Raw genomic sequence first — 16,360 nt, 5'->3', positions numbered from 1 at the left:
CCTCAGATCCTCCGCATGGCAGATCGCGCCAAAGACGCGATGCTGCGCGCCGTACCTGCAGGAAACGGGATAGGCGGCGGTCTTGGCCGCAAATCCCGGTACTCAGAAAAAGCGCTATCGCGTGCCGACATGATCCTGACGCTGGCAAGTCGAATGGGTGTCGAGGCGCGCCAACATGACATCCTGGAAGCGCTGGTGCGTGAAGCAGGATGCGATGACAGCTATGATGAGGTCGCGCTAAAGGCCGGGCTTGAAGCCGCGGGCATGATTGCCGAGTTGGAAGAACCCGATAGCTTGGTGCCGACGCTTTGGCCTGCGATTGCGCTGATGTCCAATGGGCAAACAGTGCTGGTGCTTGGGCAGCAAGACGGTGGTTTGACGATCTACGATGAGAGCGGAACAGACCGCCGGTCCGAGGTCGCGATCGCCGAATTTGGGCCTTATTTCTCTGGCCGATTGGTTCGGGCCGAAGCGCCTGTTCAGGTGTTGTCAGAAACCCATGCGAAAATTGCGGATGACAGCCATTGGTTTTGGGGTCATTTCAGCCGCTTCCGCCGCCATTTCGGCGAGGTTGCGCTCGGCTCATTTGTGGCCAACTTATTGGCGGTCTCGGTCGCCCTGTTTTCCTTGCAGGTTTATGATCGGGTGATCCCGCATCAATCCGAAGCAACGCTTTGGGTGCTGGCCGCTGGGGCTGGTCTGGCGTTGTTGCTTGAAGCGTTTCTCAAGGTTGCGCGGTCGCAATTGTTGGACGGTGCAGGGCGCCAGATCGAACTTGGCGTGCAAAAGACCTTGATGGATCGTTTGCTTGGCATGCGATCCGATTTGGTTGGCCGATCACCGTCGCAACTGTTCTCAGCCATGCGGGAATTTGGCTCGGTTCGTGAATTCTTTACCGCCTCAACCGTCGGAGCTTTGGCGGATATACCGTTTATCTTTGTCTTTCTGGTGCTGGTTTGGTCTATCGCGGGTTCCGTTGTCTGGATTCTGATTGCCGGCGGCATCCTGATGGTCGTTCCTGGCTTTTTGATGCAGAAAAAGATGATCCGCTTGACCCAAGAAATGCAGGGGGCTTCGTCGAAACAATCGCGGCTCTTGCAAGAGGTGGTGGTTGAGCTTGATACAATCAAAACTCAGCGCGCCGAAGATCGTTTTGCCCGAACCTGGGAAGAGCTGACAGCCGTTCAGGCTCTGAAATCCTCGGAGCAACGCAAATTGGCAGCGTCCCTGACGTTTTGGAGCCAAGGTGTTCAACAGGCGACCTATGTGGGGGCGGTCATCACCGGGACCTATCTTGTTTTCGCCGGTGACTTCACCGTTGGGTCAATCATTGCCGTCGGCATTTTGTCATCGCGCACACTGGCCCCTTTGACCCAGCTGTCGGGCATTATGGCCCGGTGGGGCAATGTCAAAAGCGCATTGGATGGTCTGGATGCGATTGCCCATGTGGATTGTGACCGCTCGACCGAACGCACCTATCTGCGTCGCGAAAAGTTAAGTGGTGAATACGAGCTGCGCGACGCAAGCTATCACTATGATCCCGAAGGTGCGCCGGTTTTGGATTTGCAAGCGTTGAAAATCCAGAAGGGTCAGGTCTTGGCCATTTTGGGGGCAAACGGATCGGGCAAATCGACGTTGCTCAAAATGCTGACCGGGCTTTATGCACCGACGTCGGGCAAGCTTTTGATTGACGGTACAGAAATGTCCCAGATTGAGCCGCGCGACCTGCGTCGGACCATTGGGTATCTGGGGCAGGATGTGCGTTTGTTCCACGGAACCCTTCGCGACAATCTCAACCTCAACATGATGGAGCGGAATGACGAACGCTTGTTTGAAGCTCTGGATTTCGCCGGGCTTGGGCAGTTTGTGAAGTCTCACCCCAAGGGCCTTGACCTTGAAATCAGGGATGGCGGTGAAGGTTTGTCGGTTGGTCAGCGCCAAAGCATTGGCTGGGCGCGGCTTTGGCTGCAGGATCCTGATGTTTGCTTGTTGGATGAACCAACGGCGGCGCTTGATCAGACCCTTGAAAAGACGTTGATTTCACGACTGGAGAGTTGGTTGCAAGGACGGACAGCCGTGATCGCAACACACCGTGTGCCGATCTTGTCTTTGGCCTCGCGGACGATGATTTTGGCCAATGGTCGATTGGCGATTGATGGGCCGCGTGATCAGGTGCTTGATCATCTGCGCACGGCCGGACAGGGGGCTGCATAATGGCTGTATCTTCAACCAATCTTGCCGCGCAATTGTCTAAGGACATGAACGGTCCATCAATGACAATCTGGCTTTGCGCCATTTCGGTTTGGGCTTTTGTGATCTGGGCTTCCTTTGCTTGGGTCGACGAAATCGTCCGGGCCGAGGGAGAGATCATTTCCTCGTCTCGTCCGCAGATCATCCAAAACCTTGAAGGCGGCATCCTGTCGGAGCTGTTGGTCAAGGAAGGTGATGAAGTTTTGCGGGGCGATGTGCTTGCGCGCTTGCATGGCACACAATTCAAAAGCTCGGTCGATGACCTGAGTGATCAAATCACCGCCCTCGAGATCCGCCGCCTGCGGCTCGAGGCCGAACTGGCGGGGGCGTCGAGCTTTGACGTCCCCGCTTCTTTGGCGATGCGCTCACCGCAAATGGTGGCCTCGGAAAAGGCGCTTTTGTTTGCGCGCCACACCGATTTCATGAGCCGCAGCTCAGGTGCCCGGAGTGTTTTGACCCAAGCTCAAAGCGAGCTTGATCTGATGGAAAACCTTTTGAAGAAAAAGGTTGTTGCGCTGATCGAAGTGACCCGCGCCCGAAAGGCGCAAGCGGATGCTAAGAAGCTCTATGATGAGATTGTTACGCAAACAGAATTGGCTCGGGCTGAGGAATACTCGGACACGTTGAAAGAGCTGTCCACGTTGCAGCAAAACCTCAAGGCTTCGCAAGACCAGTTGAACCGGACCGTTCTGACATCGCCGATGCATGGGATCGTCAACAATCTCAGTGTGACGACCATTGGCGGAGTTGTGCGTCCGGGCGAAGAGATTTTGCAGATTATACCGGTGGATGAAGAGCTGTTTGTCGAGGCGCAGGTGAAACCTGAAAATATCGCCAATATCCGCCCTGGTCAGGAAACGACAATCAAGCTAACGGCGTATGATTACACAATCTATGGCACCCTCAAAGGCCGGGTTGATGTGATTTCGGCGGATACGTTTAAAGACGAGCGTCGCCCTGAATCCGAAGCGCATTATAAGGTGTCGATCCGGGTCGATATGTCATCAATGACTGACCGTCAGGCCGCGATGGAAATACGCCCGGGGATGCAGGCGCAGGCCGAGTTGCACACCGGAGAAAAGACCGTTTTGCAGTATCTGCTCAAACCGTTGTATAAATCGCGTGAGGCGTTCCGGGAGCCATAAGCCTCCCAAATTTCGCCGACGAACATCGCAAAACCCATGTGCGGGTTTTGGTCACTCACGCCTCGCTGTCCATCCAGATTGTCACCGGACCGTCGTTTAAAAGGCTGACTTTCATGTCGGCCCCAAATCGACCCGTGGCGACAGGCAGTCCTTGGGCTTTTACCTGGGCTGCGAAATAGTCATACAGTGCTTCGCCTTGCGCAGGCGGGGCTGCGGCGGAAAAGCCTGGGCGATTGCCGCGCGACGTGTCGGCGGCCAGCGTGAACTGGCTCACCACCAAAACGCTACCGCCAATATCTTTGACCGACCGGTTCATCCGCCCGTCATTATCCTTGAAAATGCGCAGCTTGGCGATCTTGGCAGCGAGCTTGTCCGCCTGTGCCTCGGTGTCACCCTGCATTGCGCAGATCAAGATCAAAAGTCCGGGTCCAATTTCTCCGATTGTTTCATCATCAACATCGACGCGGGCCTCTGAAACCCGTTGTAATAATGCCCGCATAGTCTGTCCCTTATTGATTCATCGCGACGACATAACCGACACCGGCCGCAAGGATCAGCCCCAAAACGACGGCAAAGGTTATCTTCCAAGCGGACCAGGGCCGCTCGCCTTTGACACGGCCGGTACGCCCATTTACGACAAAGCGATAGCTCTTGCCACGGTATTTGTAGGCCGCCATCCAAACCGGTAAAAGCACATGTTTGAACGTGATATCAGACACTTGAGTGTTGAGCCCGTGGATACGTTGGCGATCGCCTCCTATGTCGAATTTCACATCGCGACGAATTTGCCGATCCATGATGATGCGGGCCTCATCAAAGCCTTCATCAAGATCAACTTGGTACCCTTCGGCCCGAAATCCTGCCAGAAATTCAGGGCGGTAGGGCTCCATTGCACTTAAATCCCATGGCTCCAAGGCATCGGTGTATTTCTTGGGCAGCGCTTTTGAGGCAAGGATCAAAACATCGTCAAAGAACCGCGCTACTCGACCCGATACCGGAGACCAGCGGATTTTTTGAACCCGTTCCTGTCGGGTTTCGCCGCCCCGAGTGACAGTGCGCGTTTCATAATAAATCGTTCCGCGCTCGCCCGAATAAGACGATTTGGTATCAGCGTCATATGTCCAATACGGGACATAAATGCCGTTCATTTTCCGCCCTTTTCGGGCGTATTCTTGCAACCCGTTGGGGGCAAACCACAGCTTGCCGAGCCAATCCGTCATGGCGTCGTGCGCGGTGTCTTCATCCAATCCAAAGGGCAGCACGCCTTTGGGTTTAATGTGTCGGTGTTCGCCCGTGTCGGTGACAACTGGGGTTGCGCAAAAGGGGCATTCTGATGCGTGAAGATCGGGGTCGAATTCAACTTGCGCCGCGCAATTCGGACATTGTGACACGCGGGTTTCTTCGAGTTCCTGCAAAGGGAGCAAGTTGTTGATGGCGGCCTTAAAATCCAGTTCACGAATGCCGCCTTGCCAAGGACCCGTTTCAGCGACTTCCGCGGTATTTCCGCAAAAGTCACAGACCATTTCACCGGCATCGGGATCAAATCGAAAATCAGCTCCACATTGATCGCAAGGAAATCGATGTTCTTCTTTTGGTGTGTCCGGCACGGACGGGTCGGAAAATTCAGACATATGAGCTCTTAATCTTCGATAAACAGTATTTGCCGCATGTTACGCCCATAAGATTCGAAGAGGGAGTCCTTGTTATGAACAAACCCGAGATTGAAGAAAATGTTGGCAAGGCGTTGGTTGCGCATAGCCAGTGGAAGGTGCGGTTGCGTCACGCTGTACAAACTGGACAATTGCCAAAACCGGCCAAAGACATTGCGTGTGACGATCAGTGTGGGTTGGGGCTTTGGATATCAGGCTCCCGAAAGAACTCGGAGCTGATGGGCCTACAGGAATTTCAAGCCGTTGCAAAAGCGCATTCACATTTTCACAAAGAAGCGGGGCGCATCGCTGAAATGGTTGAACGCGGCAACCAAAGTACCGCTAGCGATGAATTGGATGGGCCTGCCTATTCCAAGGCGACAGACGCCTTGAAAACTGCGCTTATCAGCCTGCGTAGGCTGGCCCAATCCTAAGCTTTAGCCCATTGGCGGAGGCGGCGGCGGCATAACTGTGAATAGTTGTGCTAGTTCCTGCACGTCGCCGGCTTTCTTCCAGCCGTCTTGGCCTGCGGTCCAAACATGGGTTTCGCGGCTCAACTCGCCTGTGGTCGTCATGCGACCCAGATCGGCCTTCGAAAATGGGCCGGTTGTTTGACCGTTAACGGCCAAGTGCCAGACATGCTCAACCGGTGGGGGCGGAGGTGCCATGCCCGCAGGCTGGTGTTGACCGCCCGGTGCCATGGTGCCCGCCATCTGACCGGCCATATTCATGCCCATACCGGCTCCGAACCCCATGCCCATGGATTGATCAATCGCTCCGCCTTTGCCCATGGCTTCGGCAGCTTTGTATTTCATGTGATCATCAAGGTTGCCTGTGATCCCACGCGAGGTGCGGGTATCCATCGCTTTTTCAACTTCGGGAGGGAGCGAGATATTTTCGATGTATAGCTCAGGAAGCTCCAGCCCGTATTGAGCGATTGTTGGGCCAATGGCCTGAGCAATCAGTTTGCCAACGTCGCCGGTATTCGCGGCCATGTCCAAAACCGGGATGCCCGACTTGGTGATGGATTGGCTGAATTCTTGAACAATGATGTTGCGAATCTGAAAGCTGATCTCGTCCATGGTGAATTCACCATCGGTGCCAACGATCTCTTTCAGGAACAGCGCTGGGTCAGCCACCTTTACCGAGTATGATCCAAAGGCCCGAATGCGCGTCGGCCCAAATTCTGGGTCACGCAACATAATCGGGTTTTTTGTTCCCCATTTCAGGTCCGTGAAACGGTTGGTGTTGACGAAATAGATCTCGGATTTGAACGGAGAGCTAAAGCCGTGATCCCAATGTTGCAGCGATGTCATGATGGGCATGTTGTTGGTTTCCAACATATACAGCCCAGGGGTAAAAACGTCGGCCAATTGGCCTTCGTGAATGAAAACGGCCGCTTGACCTTCGCGAACAGTCAGCTTGGCCCCGTATTTGATCTCGTGCCCTTCGCGTTCAAATCTGTAAACCATCGTGTCGCGCGTATCGTCCACCCAATGGATGACATCGATAAACTGGCCGGAAAGAAAATCAAAAATGCCCATTAAACTCGGTCCCTTTTGGGTCGTTGATAAGGTAAAGATAACCATTCGGGCCTTTGGTTTCCACCTCCACCTGTGTGTGATCGCGGGGGAAAAGGCTGATTACAGTGCCAGTTTGGCCTGGGATGGGCCGACACGGGCCTGTGCCTCCTGCACACAAGATTGGAATTGGTCCGAAAACCATGTCTCAAAGGCCAGTTTCGTCTCACAGTGCGTTGACCGGTCGCGGCCCTGATCGGCTACGGAACCAGCGCGGTGGCCCGTTCGACAACAATGTGACGGGCCTGCTCGCGTGACATACCGGGTCTCAGGCGCGGATCGTAGAGAATTTTTAACAGCATCTCATCATGTTGTGTCAAAAGCGCGAATTCATCGTCATCGTTGAAAATGGATGGGCGTGCGCGGGGGTCATCATTTCCCAAACCCAGGCCCTGCGCGATCTCTTCATGTATGCAAGAACGGCGCAAAAGATCCGGGTGCTCTGAGCGAATGATGGCAATGGCCTGCCCGTAATCATAGCCATTGGGCGTGTCGGAAAAGGCAACAACCAGACAGTGGATTGACCGTGGCAGATCGTCAAAAACTGTTAAAGCCGAGGGGGTGACATCTGGGACCAGTTGCTTGATACGAGGCGCGATTTTAGTTTTGTCGTCTTCGGACATGAACAGAACATGGAAATTGGGGTCATTGGCGTTCATCTGAATCGGATGGCCGGTGATCCGCGCCAAGCGTGCGGCATAGGCCTCAACGCGTGCCTGATCTTCTGCAATTTGGTCTTTTGGGACGCCGGCACCAAATTCGGTGACCATTCGGATCGGTTTTGTCCATTTTTTGACAGCGCTCGGCGATCCCGACGAGGGTTTCAATCCGGCCCCGCGTTCATATTCTTCGGCCAACGCAATTTGCTCGAAATTGCGAACCAGCATTGTGTCAGTGAAAACGGTATCTGGGCCGCCGCCGTCTGTCCGTAATAACCCGCGGACCAACAGATCATTTTGGACGCGAGCGTAGTAATCAGAAAGCCCCTTGCTGGCCGCTGACCGGGTTTTAGGCGGGGCTGGCACCGCAATTGGTGTCGGGGGTGGGACCAACCCGGCGGGTCGCACTTCTGGAGTCACGGTTGTTTTGCGGGGCGCAAGTGTAGAGACGTCACAGCCCAATAGGACCGTGACGCCAATCAATGCCGCTGAGGCGAGTCGGAACCTACGCCCACGCAAGTGTTTTAGGCCGGAACCGCAGTTGCAGCGTTGTCGCCAACACCATCTTTGCGGGCTTTGGCCGAGGCCAATGTATCGCGGAGTTCCGCTTCCATTTTCTTGAGCTCAGCTTCGGCTTTGGCACGACGCTCTTTGCCTTCGTCGGCGATCTGCAGGCTTTCCTGAATGGTGCCGATGAGATCTGCGTTGGCCTGTTTCACGGCTTCAATGTCAAAGACACCCCGTTCCATTTCTGTGCGGATCATCTTGTTGCTCTCGCGAAGGTTGGCGGCGTTTGAGGTCAGCAATTCATTGGTCAGGTCGTTGGCTTCACGTACGGCAACGGCGGCTTGGGCAGAGCGTTGAATGGTAACCGCCTGCGCCAGCTGGGTTTCCCAAAGTGGTACGGTGTTGACCAATGTCGAATTGATCTTGGTCACCAGCGACTTGTCGTTTTCCTGAACCAAACGGATGGATGGCAGGCTTTGCATCGTCACCTGACGAGTCAGTTTCAGATCGTGTGTCCGACGCTCAAGATCGTCGCGCGCGGCTCTTAGGTCACGCAGTTCCTGAGCAACCATAACCTGATCATTTTCCGCCGCAGCCTGAACTTCGGCCTCTTTTGCGGGAATGTCTTTTTCGTCCAGCTCTTTGAGCTTTTCTTCGCCCGCGGCAATATACAACGCCAGTTCATCATAGAACTGCAACGTTTTTTCATAGAGCAAGTCTAGCGATTTGATGTCTTTGAGCAATGTATGCTCATGCTTGAGCAGGCTGTCAGTAATCTTGTCGATCTGGCCTTGAACAGTCTCAAAACGAGCGGTGAACTTTGCAAAAGGCGCAGCGCGTCCCAGTAGTTTTTCCCACCACGACCGCTCACGGCGCACGTCCAGCTCTGACACCGAAAACCCGCGAATGGTTGTCACCATATCGCGCAGACCATCGCCAGCCGGGCCAACATCCTTGTTGCGCACGTCGGTTAGCATCGCCTGAGAAATTTCTTGCAGTTCTGCCTGCGCAGCCGAGCCAAAGGACACGATCGAATTGGTGTCACCCATGTCGATTTCATCCATGCGGGTGCGAATTTCTTCACCCACTTCAGGTGCCGCTTCGGCCAATGGAACAATCGCGTTTGCCTCGCCGGGCTCCGGCAAAATCACGGCGTTTACTTCATCGACCAAGGCCAGCGCCTCTTCGGCTTGCTTACGAACATTCTCAGACATGGGATCCCCCGTTTAATTTCCGCCTGTTACAGGCGTACACCTTCGCGCTGCAAACGTTCGCGCAGCACATCAATTTCCACCGCCAGATCGGCGTTGTTATCCAAAAGAAGCTTTTCGGTCTTTTTGCCGAAACTTTCCTCAAGGTCGGTCAAAAGCATCATGAAATCGCTGCGCGCCTGACGGTCTTGGCTGCGATCATAAATATCGGAAAATTTAACCGCAGCATCGCGGGCACCCATCAAGTAGACGCCCAGGAATTTCTTGGCAGCGGTCAAATCACGCGGATCCTCTTCGACGGTGCGGATCATTTCGCGCACTTTGATCTGAAAGCGTTCAACGCGGGCCTCGACCTGACGGTCACCGGCACGTTTCACGGCGTCGGCCATCGCATCGAGATGCGCTTCGGCTTCGTCTACGACGCGGGCCACGCGATCTTGCTGGAAGGTATCGATGCCTTCCATGCCCTTGTCTTTCATCGGATCAATGCCAAAGGCACCGATGTGAAGGGCCCCCGCCGCAGCTCCGAAAATCAGTGGCGCAATGATGCCGGGTTCAGAGCTATAGGCCGCGATACCTGCACCAAGTCCGGTCAAAACAGCGGCTGCAATTTTTCGCGGAAAACCGGGGCGTCTGGCGACTTTGCGTTCATTAAAGGCGGCCTCGGCCCCCAATCCTTCGCGCAACAACCATGCGCCGAGGATCAACACCCCAGCGCCCGCAAGGCCAACCGCCATGCCAATGGCCCCGTCGTTGATGGATGTGGCCGCAAGGACGATCGGCGGTAAAAACATCACGTTTGATCGCGCGCCAACAGGGTTAACCTGCGCCTTGTGATAAGCCCCGGAGCGCGGGGCCGTATCTATCGGATCGTCGGAATTGTCGTCGGGGCTAAATTGCCCACCAAAGCGTTGAGCCAAATCAAAGCCCTCCCAGCCAGCCAGAGGCCAAGCCGAATAAAAGGACGATCAACAAAGTGTAACTTAGCTTTTGCAAGCCGCTTCCGGACATGGAACCCCCCGGTTTTGTCTGGTTTCGCCTTGTAACTTAGGCACAAATTGGTGAGCTTGCTAGGGGGAACTGGGTGGAATGGGCGTCAGACTGGAATCACGCCGCCGATTCATGCGGCATCCGGTCCAACAGAAGGTCAGCTTCGAGGTCAAAGGCATCACGACCACTGCGTTCACTGCCCTCTCTGGCGTGTGCTTCAAAGCTTTGGGCCAGAACCGTCAGCTTTAGAACAAATCGCTTGCGGGCCAACAGATAGTCATCGCTGTGCCAAGCTGATTCGAGGCGGATCGTTTCAGCTTGTAGAATATCCGTGAATTTCCGAACCAAGTTGCCGATGCGGGCCAAATCGCGGGGGGCAGTGCCAAAACTGCGCATCAAGCGAATGACCATGGCACGGGTGGCCTCGGATTTTAGGGTCAAATCGGCATCGTCAAGCTGCGCAATACGATCCGTAATCGCCGTGAGCGACTCATCCGTCGCATTCCAAGCTTGTTCAGCGGCTAATCGGTTCAGAAGGTCTGGATTGTCCAGACCTTTGTCGGTCATTGGGTCAATCCCAAAGGCCATCAGGCTGAGGCCGGTTGCAACAACACAGATCAATAGCGGGGCTGCAAAGGTTGGGAAGTGGTGCCCGGCCAGAACCAAAACAACGATTCCAATCAACACTGAACCGATTATTTTGCGTGGCAGTCTGGGAGATTTGGCGACCTGGGACATGTCATAGACGCGTTGCAGCTCTTGACCACGCGAGATCAGGCGCAAGGCCAAAGAAAACAGACCCATTTCAAACAAGGCCGTGGCGATGCCGCTCAGTGAGCCTTGAAACAACCAAAGCACAAGCGGGAAGGCCGCGAGAAACATGACATTGAGACCTGAGTCAAAACCCGGAACGTCTGGGAGCGGATGGTGCTGTCTTAGATTGCGCATTGGCCCCTCCGGCTAGAAACAGCTTAATGCGAAAATCATCACCCAAAGGGCGGCGAAGGCGATGCGCGGCAAAAGCTGCCCTTCAGAATGGGCGCGCATAGTCGAGTTGGCCAAAGCGTCAAAGGTATCCCGCGCAACCATCCGAAGATTGGCTAGGATCAGGAACACCGTGGCAACAAGAGTCGCAAGAGCAAGAAACGTGGTCATCATACGTTCATGCTTGCGCGCCAATCGGGGCAAAATCTGGGCAGGACGCGGGTAAATTCGAGAAACGTTAACCGTGGGTTAACGGCCGCGCTTGGGACCAGTTGGCTTGGCACCGGTTGGTCTGTGTCCGGTTGGCTTTGGCCTTTTGGTGTTTGGTCGGACCGCCTTGGGTTTGGCACCGATACCCGGTTTGCGGGTGCGCGACACAGCGCGCTTGGCGGTTCCGACCGGTTGTTCCGTGGCCAAGCCCAACTGATCGCGCACAATTTTACGGCGCACCTCTTCGACGTCGCCCTGTTTGACCTGACCCAATTGAAACGGCCCATATGAAATGCGGATCAGCCGGTTCACAAACAATCCGATGTCGTTCATCGCGCGGCGAATTTCGCGGTTCTTACCTTCGCGCAGGCCGACAGTCAGCCAGGCATTGGCCCCTTGTTGGCGATCAATTGTGACCGTCATCGGCTGGAACCGTTGGCCATCAACAACAATCCCCTTGCGCAATGGCTCCAAGACCTCATCAGTTGGGCGGCCATTCACCCGTACACGATACCGCCGCAACCACCCGGTTGAAGGCAGCTCCAGTTTGCGTTTGACCTCACCGTCATTGGTCAGCAACAGCAACCCTTCGGAGTTGAGGTCAAGACGACCAACGCTCATTACACGCGGTAAGTCTTCGGGAAGATCGTCATAGATCGTCGGGCGGCCCTGTTCATCTTTGTTGGTGGTCACAAGCCCGGTGGGTTTGTGATACAGCCACAGGCGCGGTTCTTCTGGTTCGGCCAATTCGGTCCCATCCACGACAATGACATCAGCCTCGGTCACATTGAGTGCGGCGCGCTTGATCACCTCGCCGTTGACCTCAACCAGTCCAGCTTCGATCATCTTTTCAGCGTCACGTCGGCTGGCAATACCGGCGCGGGCGATGACCTTGGCGATGCGATCACCTTTGGGTGTTTCAGAAGCTGTCATGTCTTGCGATCTCTGGCGAATAGGGAACAAGGCAACACGACTAGCCCATTTGACGGTCAGAGGCTATAGGGCGTCATGACCTTTCGAAGCCATATGGAAATTGCACTGTCCGAAGCCCGCGCCGCCGCGACGCGTGGCGAAGTGCCGGTTGGCGCGGTGATCGTCGATGCCTCTGGCGCGATTGTCGCCCGAGCTGGCAATCGGACCCGCGAGCTTAACGATCCGACCGCCCATGCCGAGGTTTTGGCCATTCGCGATGCCTGTGCCGCGTTGGGCGTGGAACGCCTGCCAGACCATGATTTATATGTGACGCTTGAACCATGCCCTATGTGTGCTGCGGCAATTTCATTCGCCCGTATTCGGAGGCTGTATTACGGTGCCGGAGACCCAAAGTCGGGCGGAGTCGCCCAGGGCGCGCGGGTGTATGCGCACCCGCAATGCCATCACACGCCTGAGGTCTATGATGGTATCGCATCTGAGGATGCTGCCGGAATTTTAAAATCCTTCTTTGCGGAGCGGCGCGGATGACATTGATTTTGTTCAACAAACCGTTTGGTGTTCTGTCGCAGTTTACGGACAAAGGCACCGAAGGCAGCCCGCGCGAAACCCTGTCCAATTACATAGATGTTCCGGGCGTCTATCCGGCTGGTCGCTTGGATCGCGATAGCGAAGGGCTCATGGTCCTGACTGATGATGGCCGTTTGCAGGCCAAAATTGCCCACCCGAGGTTTAAGAAACCCAAGACCTATTTGGCTCAAGTAGAAGGGACACCTTCGCCGGATCAGCTTCAGGCCTTGCGCAAAGGGGTTGAGCTAAAGGACGGGATGACCAGACCAGCCAAGGCGGCGCTGATAGACAGACCTGACCTATGGCCGCGCAATCCACCGGTGCGGTTTCGCAAAACTGTGCCAGATGCATGGATCAGTCTTACCATCACCGAAGGGCGCAACCGTCAAGTGCGGCGTATGACAGCCCATGTTGGGCTGCCGTGTTTGCGGTTGGTGCGTTGGTCGGTTGGCGAATGGGGGTTAGACGGGTTGAGTTCAGGCGAATGGCGCAAGCTTTAGCCGTGTCTTTGGGCTGGTTTTTCTGATCTCAAACCCATTTTGCCATTGGTGGCAAGCTCATCAAAACCGCATTCGCATCATGGCCAGTAGCCAAGCCAAACTTGGTGCCACGATCATAAACCAGATTGTATTCGGCATAGAGCCCACGATGCACCAACTGGGCATTTTTTTCCGATTCTCCAAACGCAGCTGTGCGGCGTTTTTCAACCAAGGGAACATAGGCGGGCAAAAACGCGCGACCGATGTCTTGGGTCAGGGCAAAATCCGCCTCCCAGTCACCTGTGTTGCGGTCGTCCATAAAGATGCCGCCAACCCCACGCGCGCGGTTGCGATGCGGGATATAGAAATATTCATCCGCCCATGCCTTCAATTCTGGGTAGAGCGTGTCGCCATGCGGATCGAGATGGGATTTTTGCGTGTCGTGAAAATGCGCAGTGTCTTCGTCATATTCCAGGCAGGGGTTCAAATCTGACCCTCCGCCAAACCACCACGCATTTGGGGTCCAGAACATCCGGGTGTTCATATGCACAGCAGGGCAGTGTGGGTTTTGCATATGGGCAACCAAACTGATGCCCGAGGCCCAAAAGCGTGGGTCTTTTTCAATGCCGGGAACACCGCGCGCAGCCATTGATTTTTGGGCGGCAGTCCCAAGGGTTCCAAACACCGCCGAGACATTGACCCCAACCTTTTCGAAAACGCGACCGCCGCGCATGACGCTCATCAACCCGCCACCTGCATCTGATCCGTCATCCGAATGGCGTGTTGTTTCGGTCACTTCAAACCGGCCCGCAGGTTGATCCGAGAATGGCCCCTGCGCGTGGCTGTCTTCCAGCCCTTCAAAGGCTGACACGATTTCATCGCGCAAACTGCGGAACCAATTGCTGGCGCGGGTTTTCTCGTCGGCAAAAACGTCGGTCATAGTGTACTCCCTGTCGTCTGCTGTCTAACCCGAGCCGGATGGGGCATCAATGCGCAGGGGCTGCGACAGGATCTAGCAGGGTGCGACCACCATCGATGGTCATGATCTGCCCAGTGACAAAACTGGACCCTTCGCAGGCCAGGAACTGAACAGCTTCGGCCAATTCTTCGGGCGCGGCAATGCGGCCCAACGGCGTGTGTTGTTCAATATCGCTGCGATAGGATTTGTGTTCCTTGAGAATGCCGCGCAGGCTTGCCGACATCACCGAGCCAAAGGCAACAGCGTTGACGCGGATACGCTCAGGGGCAAGGGCTACAGCCATCGACCGCGTCATTTGATCCAGCGCCGCACAGGACACCGAGTAACCAAGCAATTCAGGATGGGTGCGCCGCGCCGCGATGGAGGACAGGTTGATAATCGACCCAACTTGCCCTTCTTCCTGCCCGTCGGCCTGTTTGATCATCCGCTTGGCCACCAGTTGGCTCAGCCTGAGCGAGGTCATCAGGTTTTGCGATAGCATCTGTTCAACGGACCCATCGTCAAAATCCAGCGGCGATGATTGCATTGTTTGCCGCGATCCATTCACCAAGATATCGACGCGATCAAAGGCATCCAATGTTGCAGACAACAGGTTGGCCATGGTCAAGCGTTCGCGCAAATCCCCGGCGAAGTAGCGCATGTTCCCCTCTTCCGGGGCGACACCGCATTCTTTGACAAGGCTGTCTTCGTCCATGTCAGCGAACATGACATTCGCGCCTTTGTCGACAAAATGACGGGCAATCGCCAACCCGACGCCGTTAGCAGAGCCAGTAACAATGGCCGTTTTACCTTCGATGGAAAAACCCATAAGTGAGACTCCTTCACCTATTTAGCGTGCCTTTTCGGGCACCATTGCAGGGGGACGTTATCCGAACTTATCGCCGTGTGCGAGAGGGACGGGATGCATGCAGGACTTTGAACTTAGAGGTGCCTGCGATTTCAGCAACGTCGCGAAAACTGGTTTCCAATGTGGTCTCATAGGGCAGGTGGCGATTGGCGACCATCCAAACCTGACCATGCGGTGCCAAAAGACGGGCGGCGCTTGTGATAAAGGCCTGTCCCAGACTTGGTTCGCCTTTGCGCCCCGTGTGAAACGGCGGGTTCATTATAATGCCATCAAGCGCGCCGGGCGCTTTCCAAGTGGTGGCATCGTGCCAATGAAAGACCGCGCGGGGGTCGTCGACATTTTCCTTTGCGCAGTTGAGCGCGGCCAAGTCAGCCTCAACCAAATGCAGCTCTTTGACACCATCACGCTTGAGAATCTCGCGCGAAAGCCAGCCCCAACCGGCCCCCAAATCCGCGAACCGGCCCTTGAGCGATTCCGGCAACGCCGCTGCCAATGCCTTTGAGGCCGGATCAGCACCGGCGGCGGAAAACACACCGGGCGCGGTGAAGTCGCCTTCGACGTTGCGGGACATGTCGGGGCGCAGCCAGTCGGCAAGCGCATCATCCGCCATGAACCAAACGCAGCGGCCATGCGCCTTGGAGACATTTCCAAGCAAAGTGACTTTGCCTTTCAGCGCCTTGGCAATCGGTTCAATCCCGTCGGTTTTCGCGCCATTGACGATGATCAATCCGCCGGGTGTTGCCTGGGCAGCCCTGGCGATTCTGTCCTGCGCCAATTCCCGAACACGCGGCAGCGTTACGATGGCCACCGCATAGGGCCCATCGGCGCTTGGCTTTGTCGTAAGGCGTTTTTCCCATGTGGTGAATTCGGGGTGAAAGCTCTGAATGACGTCGACCTGAGCCGGGTCCAGCGGGCCAAGCCCGTCGGCCGATAAGGCACCAAACAGACCAACTTTTCCCGCAGGCAAGGCAAGTCCGGCATTTGTCACGGCAAATGTGAGGCGATCCATGCTCATCTCAGAACGACCCGCGCGGGCCTATTCCTTTTCCATGGTGCATTGCAGCGGGTGCTGATTCTGATGGGCAAAATCCATCACCTGACTGACTTTTGTTTCGGCTATCTCATGCGAAAACACGCCGACCACCGCGACACCCTTTTTGTGAACTGTCAGCATGACTTCAAATGCCTGCGCGTGAGTCATGCCAAAAAAGCGCTCCAAAACATGGACGACAAACTCCATCGGGGTGTAGTCATCGTTTAACAACAACACCTTATATAGCGGCGGGCGTTTGGTTTTTGGGCGGGTCTGAACCGCAATGCCTGCATCACCGTCATCATCACCCGGGCCGTTCTGGCCGGTCATGGTGAAA

At 55.4% G+C, this 16,360-nt stretch carries 18 protein-coding genes; 5 read left to right on the top strand and 13 right to left on the bottom strand.

The annotated features are described in order from the left end of the window. The first annotated feature begins 39 nt into the window (after window positions 1–39). Together ACRBB0_RS10715 and ACRBB0_RS10710 are read left to right on the top strand one after the other, a co-directional pair. Complete coding sequence (locus ACRBB0_RS10715; protein ID WP_431374505.1) at window positions 40–2,214, top strand: ATP-binding cassette domain-containing protein; 2,175 nt, start codon at window positions 40–42, stop codon at window positions 2,212–2,214. Then, window positions 2,214–3,395, top strand: a complete 1,182-nt coding sequence (locus ACRBB0_RS10710; protein WP_431374423.1) for an HlyD family type I secretion periplasmic adaptor subunit — start codon at window positions 2,214–2,216, stop codon at window positions 3,393–3,395. Before ACRBB0_RS10715 ends, ACRBB0_RS10710 begins: the two co-directional genes overlap by 1 nt. Before the next feature lie 55 nt (window positions 3,396–3,450). On the opposite strand, the gene dtd is transcribed toward ACRBB0_RS10710, so the two are convergent. Together dtd and ACRBB0_RS10700 are read right to left on the bottom strand one after the other, a co-directional pair. Next, window positions 3,451–3,894, bottom strand: coding sequence for a D-aminoacyl-tRNA deacylase (gene dtd, locus ACRBB0_RS10705; protein WP_431374422.1), 444 nt, complete (start codon window positions 3,892–3,894; stop codon window positions 3,451–3,453). Between the two features lie 10 nt (window positions 3,895–3,904). Next, window positions 3,905–5,026 carry a TFIIB-type zinc finger domain-containing protein gene (locus ACRBB0_RS10700; RefSeq protein WP_431374421.1) on the bottom strand — a complete coding sequence of 374 codons (1,122 nt, stop codon included), beginning with the start codon at window positions 5,024–5,026 and terminating at the stop codon, window positions 3,905–3,907. Between the two features lie 74 nt (window positions 5,027–5,100). Between ACRBB0_RS10700 and ACRBB0_RS10695 the strand changes: the two genes are divergently transcribed. After that, window positions 5,101–5,478: a CZB domain-containing protein gene (locus tag ACRBB0_RS10695; protein WP_431374420.1), complete on the top strand. Its 378-nt coding sequence runs from the start codon at window positions 5,101–5,103 to the stop codon at window positions 5,476–5,478. Between the two features lie 3 nt (window positions 5,479–5,481). Here the strand turns inward: ACRBB0_RS10695 and ACRBB0_RS10690 are convergent, their stop codons facing one another. The 7 genes from ACRBB0_RS10690 to ACRBB0_RS10660 form a co-directional block, all read right to left on the bottom strand. Next, window positions 5,482–6,588, bottom strand: a complete 1,107-nt coding sequence (locus ACRBB0_RS10690; protein ID WP_431374419.1) for an SPFH domain-containing protein — start codon at window positions 6,586–6,588, stop codon at window positions 5,482–5,484. Window positions 6,589–6,824: 236 nt separating this feature from the next. Further along, the gene (locus ACRBB0_RS10685) at window positions 6,825–7,802 is read right to left on the bottom strand and encodes a DUF2927 domain-containing protein (protein WP_431374418.1); all 978 of its coding nucleotides are present in this window, start codon (window positions 7,800–7,802) and stop codon (window positions 6,825–6,827) included. A gap of 5 nt (window positions 7,803–7,807) precedes the next feature. Next, on the bottom strand, window positions 7,808–9,004 hold the full coding sequence (locus ACRBB0_RS10680) for a toxic anion resistance protein (RefSeq protein ID WP_431374417.1): 1,197 nt from the start codon (window positions 9,002–9,004) through the stop codon (window positions 7,808–7,810). Window positions 9,005–9,030: 26 nt separating this feature from the next. Beyond that, window positions 9,031–9,921 carry a 5-bromo-4-chloroindolyl phosphate hydrolysis family protein gene (locus tag ACRBB0_RS10675; RefSeq protein WP_431374416.1) on the bottom strand — a complete coding sequence of 297 codons (891 nt, stop codon included), beginning with the start codon at window positions 9,919–9,921 and terminating at the stop codon, window positions 9,031–9,033. 187 nt (window positions 9,922–10,108) lie between these two features. Beyond that, window positions 10,109–10,939, bottom strand: a complete 831-nt coding sequence (locus ACRBB0_RS10670) for a hypothetical protein (protein ID WP_431374415.1) — start codon at window positions 10,937–10,939, stop codon at window positions 10,109–10,111. A gap of 12 nt (window positions 10,940–10,951) precedes the next feature. Then, window positions 10,952–11,146 (bottom strand): hypothetical protein, encoded by a 195-nt coding sequence (locus ACRBB0_RS10665; protein WP_431374414.1) that lies wholly within the window; start codon window positions 11,144–11,146, stop codon window positions 10,952–10,954. 78 nt (window positions 11,147–11,224) lie between these two features. Continuing rightward, window positions 11,225–12,118 carry a pseudouridine synthase gene (locus ACRBB0_RS10660; protein WP_431374413.1) on the bottom strand — a complete coding sequence of 298 codons (894 nt, stop codon included), beginning with the start codon at window positions 12,116–12,118 and terminating at the stop codon, window positions 11,225–11,227. Between the two features lie 75 nt (window positions 12,119–12,193). Between ACRBB0_RS10660 and ACRBB0_RS10655 the strand changes: the two genes are divergently transcribed. After that, the gene (locus ACRBB0_RS10655; RefSeq protein ID WP_431374412.1) at window positions 12,194–12,646 is read left to right on the top strand and encodes a nucleoside deaminase; all 453 of its coding nucleotides are present in this window, start codon (window positions 12,194–12,196) and stop codon (window positions 12,644–12,646) included. Beyond that, window positions 12,643–13,185: an rRNA large subunit pseudouridine synthase E gene (locus ACRBB0_RS10650; protein WP_431374411.1), complete on the top strand. Its 543-nt coding sequence runs from the start codon at window positions 12,643–12,645 to the stop codon at window positions 13,183–13,185. The genes ACRBB0_RS10655 and ACRBB0_RS10650 overlap by 4 nt, the downstream gene beginning before the upstream one ends. Before the next feature lie 28 nt (window positions 13,186–13,213). Here ACRBB0_RS10650 and hemF read toward each other — a convergent pair whose 3' ends face one another. From hemF to clpS, 4 genes are all read right to left on the bottom strand, one after another. Further along, on the bottom strand, window positions 13,214–14,104 hold the full coding sequence (gene hemF, locus ACRBB0_RS10645; protein ID WP_431374410.1) for an oxygen-dependent coproporphyrinogen oxidase: 891 nt from the start codon (window positions 14,102–14,104) through the stop codon (window positions 13,214–13,216). Between the two features lie 46 nt (window positions 14,105–14,150). Further along, on the bottom strand, window positions 14,151–14,951 hold the full coding sequence (locus ACRBB0_RS10640; protein ID WP_431374409.1) for an SDR family NAD(P)-dependent oxidoreductase: 801 nt from the start codon (window positions 14,949–14,951) through the stop codon (window positions 14,151–14,153). A 67-nt stretch (window positions 14,952–15,018) separates the two neighbouring features. Beyond that, window positions 15,019–15,999, bottom strand: coding sequence for a methyltransferase (locus ACRBB0_RS10635; protein WP_431374408.1), 981 nt, complete (start codon window positions 15,997–15,999; stop codon window positions 15,019–15,021). A gap of 27 nt (window positions 16,000–16,026) precedes the next feature. Next, a complete protein-coding gene (gene clpS / locus ACRBB0_RS10630; RefSeq protein WP_431374504.1) occupies window positions 16,027–16,353 on the bottom strand; it encodes an ATP-dependent Clp protease adapter ClpS in 327 nt (108 codons plus the stop codon). Window positions 16,354–16,360: the final 7 nt, after the last annotated feature.

The sequence above is a fragment of the Pelagimonas sp. genome (assembly GCF_050633425.1).
Taxonomy (GTDB): Bacteria; Pseudomonadota; Alphaproteobacteria; order Rhodobacterales; family Rhodobacteraceae; genus Pelagimonas.
The sequence above is the reverse complement of the archived record's forward strand: the minus strand, read 5'-3'. Positions and strand labels throughout refer to the sequence as shown.

Coding starts and splice junctions, on each gene's coding strand:
- ACRBB0_RS10700 (WP_431374421.1), bottom strand. CDS start 5,026: ATGTCTGAATTTTCCGACCCGTCCGTGCCGGACACACCAAAAGAAGAA.
- dtd (WP_431374422.1), bottom strand. CDS start 3,894: ATGCGGGCATTATTACAACGGGTTTCAGAGGCCCGCGTCGATGTTGAT.
- ACRBB0_RS10715 (WP_431374505.1), top strand. CDS start 40: ATGCTGCGCGCCGTACCTGCAGGAAACGGGATAGGCGGCGGTCTTGGC.
- clpS (WP_431374504.1), bottom strand. CDS start 16,353: ATGACCGGCCAGAACGGCCCGGGTGATGATGACGGTGATGCAGGCATT.
- hemF (WP_431374410.1), bottom strand. CDS start 14,104: ATGACCGACGTTTTTGCCGACGAGAAAACCCGCGCCAGCAATTGGTTC.
- ACRBB0_RS10710 (WP_431374423.1), top strand. CDS start 2,214: ATGGCTGTATCTTCAACCAATCTTGCCGCGCAATTGTCTAAGGACATG.
- ACRBB0_RS10695 (WP_431374420.1), top strand. CDS start 5,101: ATGAACAAACCCGAGATTGAAGAAAATGTTGGCAAGGCGTTGGTTGCG.
- ACRBB0_RS10640 (WP_431374409.1), bottom strand. CDS start 14,951: ATGGGTTTTTCCATCGAAGGTAAAACGGCCATTGTTACTGGCTCTGCT.
- ACRBB0_RS10650 (WP_431374411.1), top strand. CDS start 12,643: ATGACATTGATTTTGTTCAACAAACCGTTTGGTGTTCTGTCGCAGTTT.
- ACRBB0_RS10665 (WP_431374414.1), bottom strand. CDS start 11,146: ATGACCACGTTTCTTGCTCTTGCGACTCTTGTTGCCACGGTGTTCCTG.
- ACRBB0_RS10680 (WP_431374417.1), bottom strand. CDS start 9,004: ATGTCTGAGAATGTTCGTAAGCAAGCCGAAGAGGCGCTGGCCTTGGTC.
- ACRBB0_RS10660 (WP_431374413.1), bottom strand. CDS start 12,118: ATGACAGCTTCTGAAACACCCAAAGGTGATCGCATCGCCAAGGTCATC.
- ACRBB0_RS10670 (WP_431374415.1), bottom strand. CDS start 10,939: ATGCGCAATCTAAGACAGCACCATCCGCTCCCAGACGTTCCGGGTTTT.
- ACRBB0_RS10690 (WP_431374419.1), bottom strand. CDS start 6,588: ATGGGCATTTTTGATTTTCTTTCCGGCCAGTTTATCGATGTCATCCAT.
- ACRBB0_RS10655 (WP_431374412.1), top strand. CDS start 12,194: ATGACCTTTCGAAGCCATATGGAAATTGCACTGTCCGAAGCCCGCGCC.
- ACRBB0_RS10635 (WP_431374408.1), bottom strand. CDS start 15,999: ATGGATCGCCTCACATTTGCCGTGACAAATGCCGGACTTGCCTTGCCT.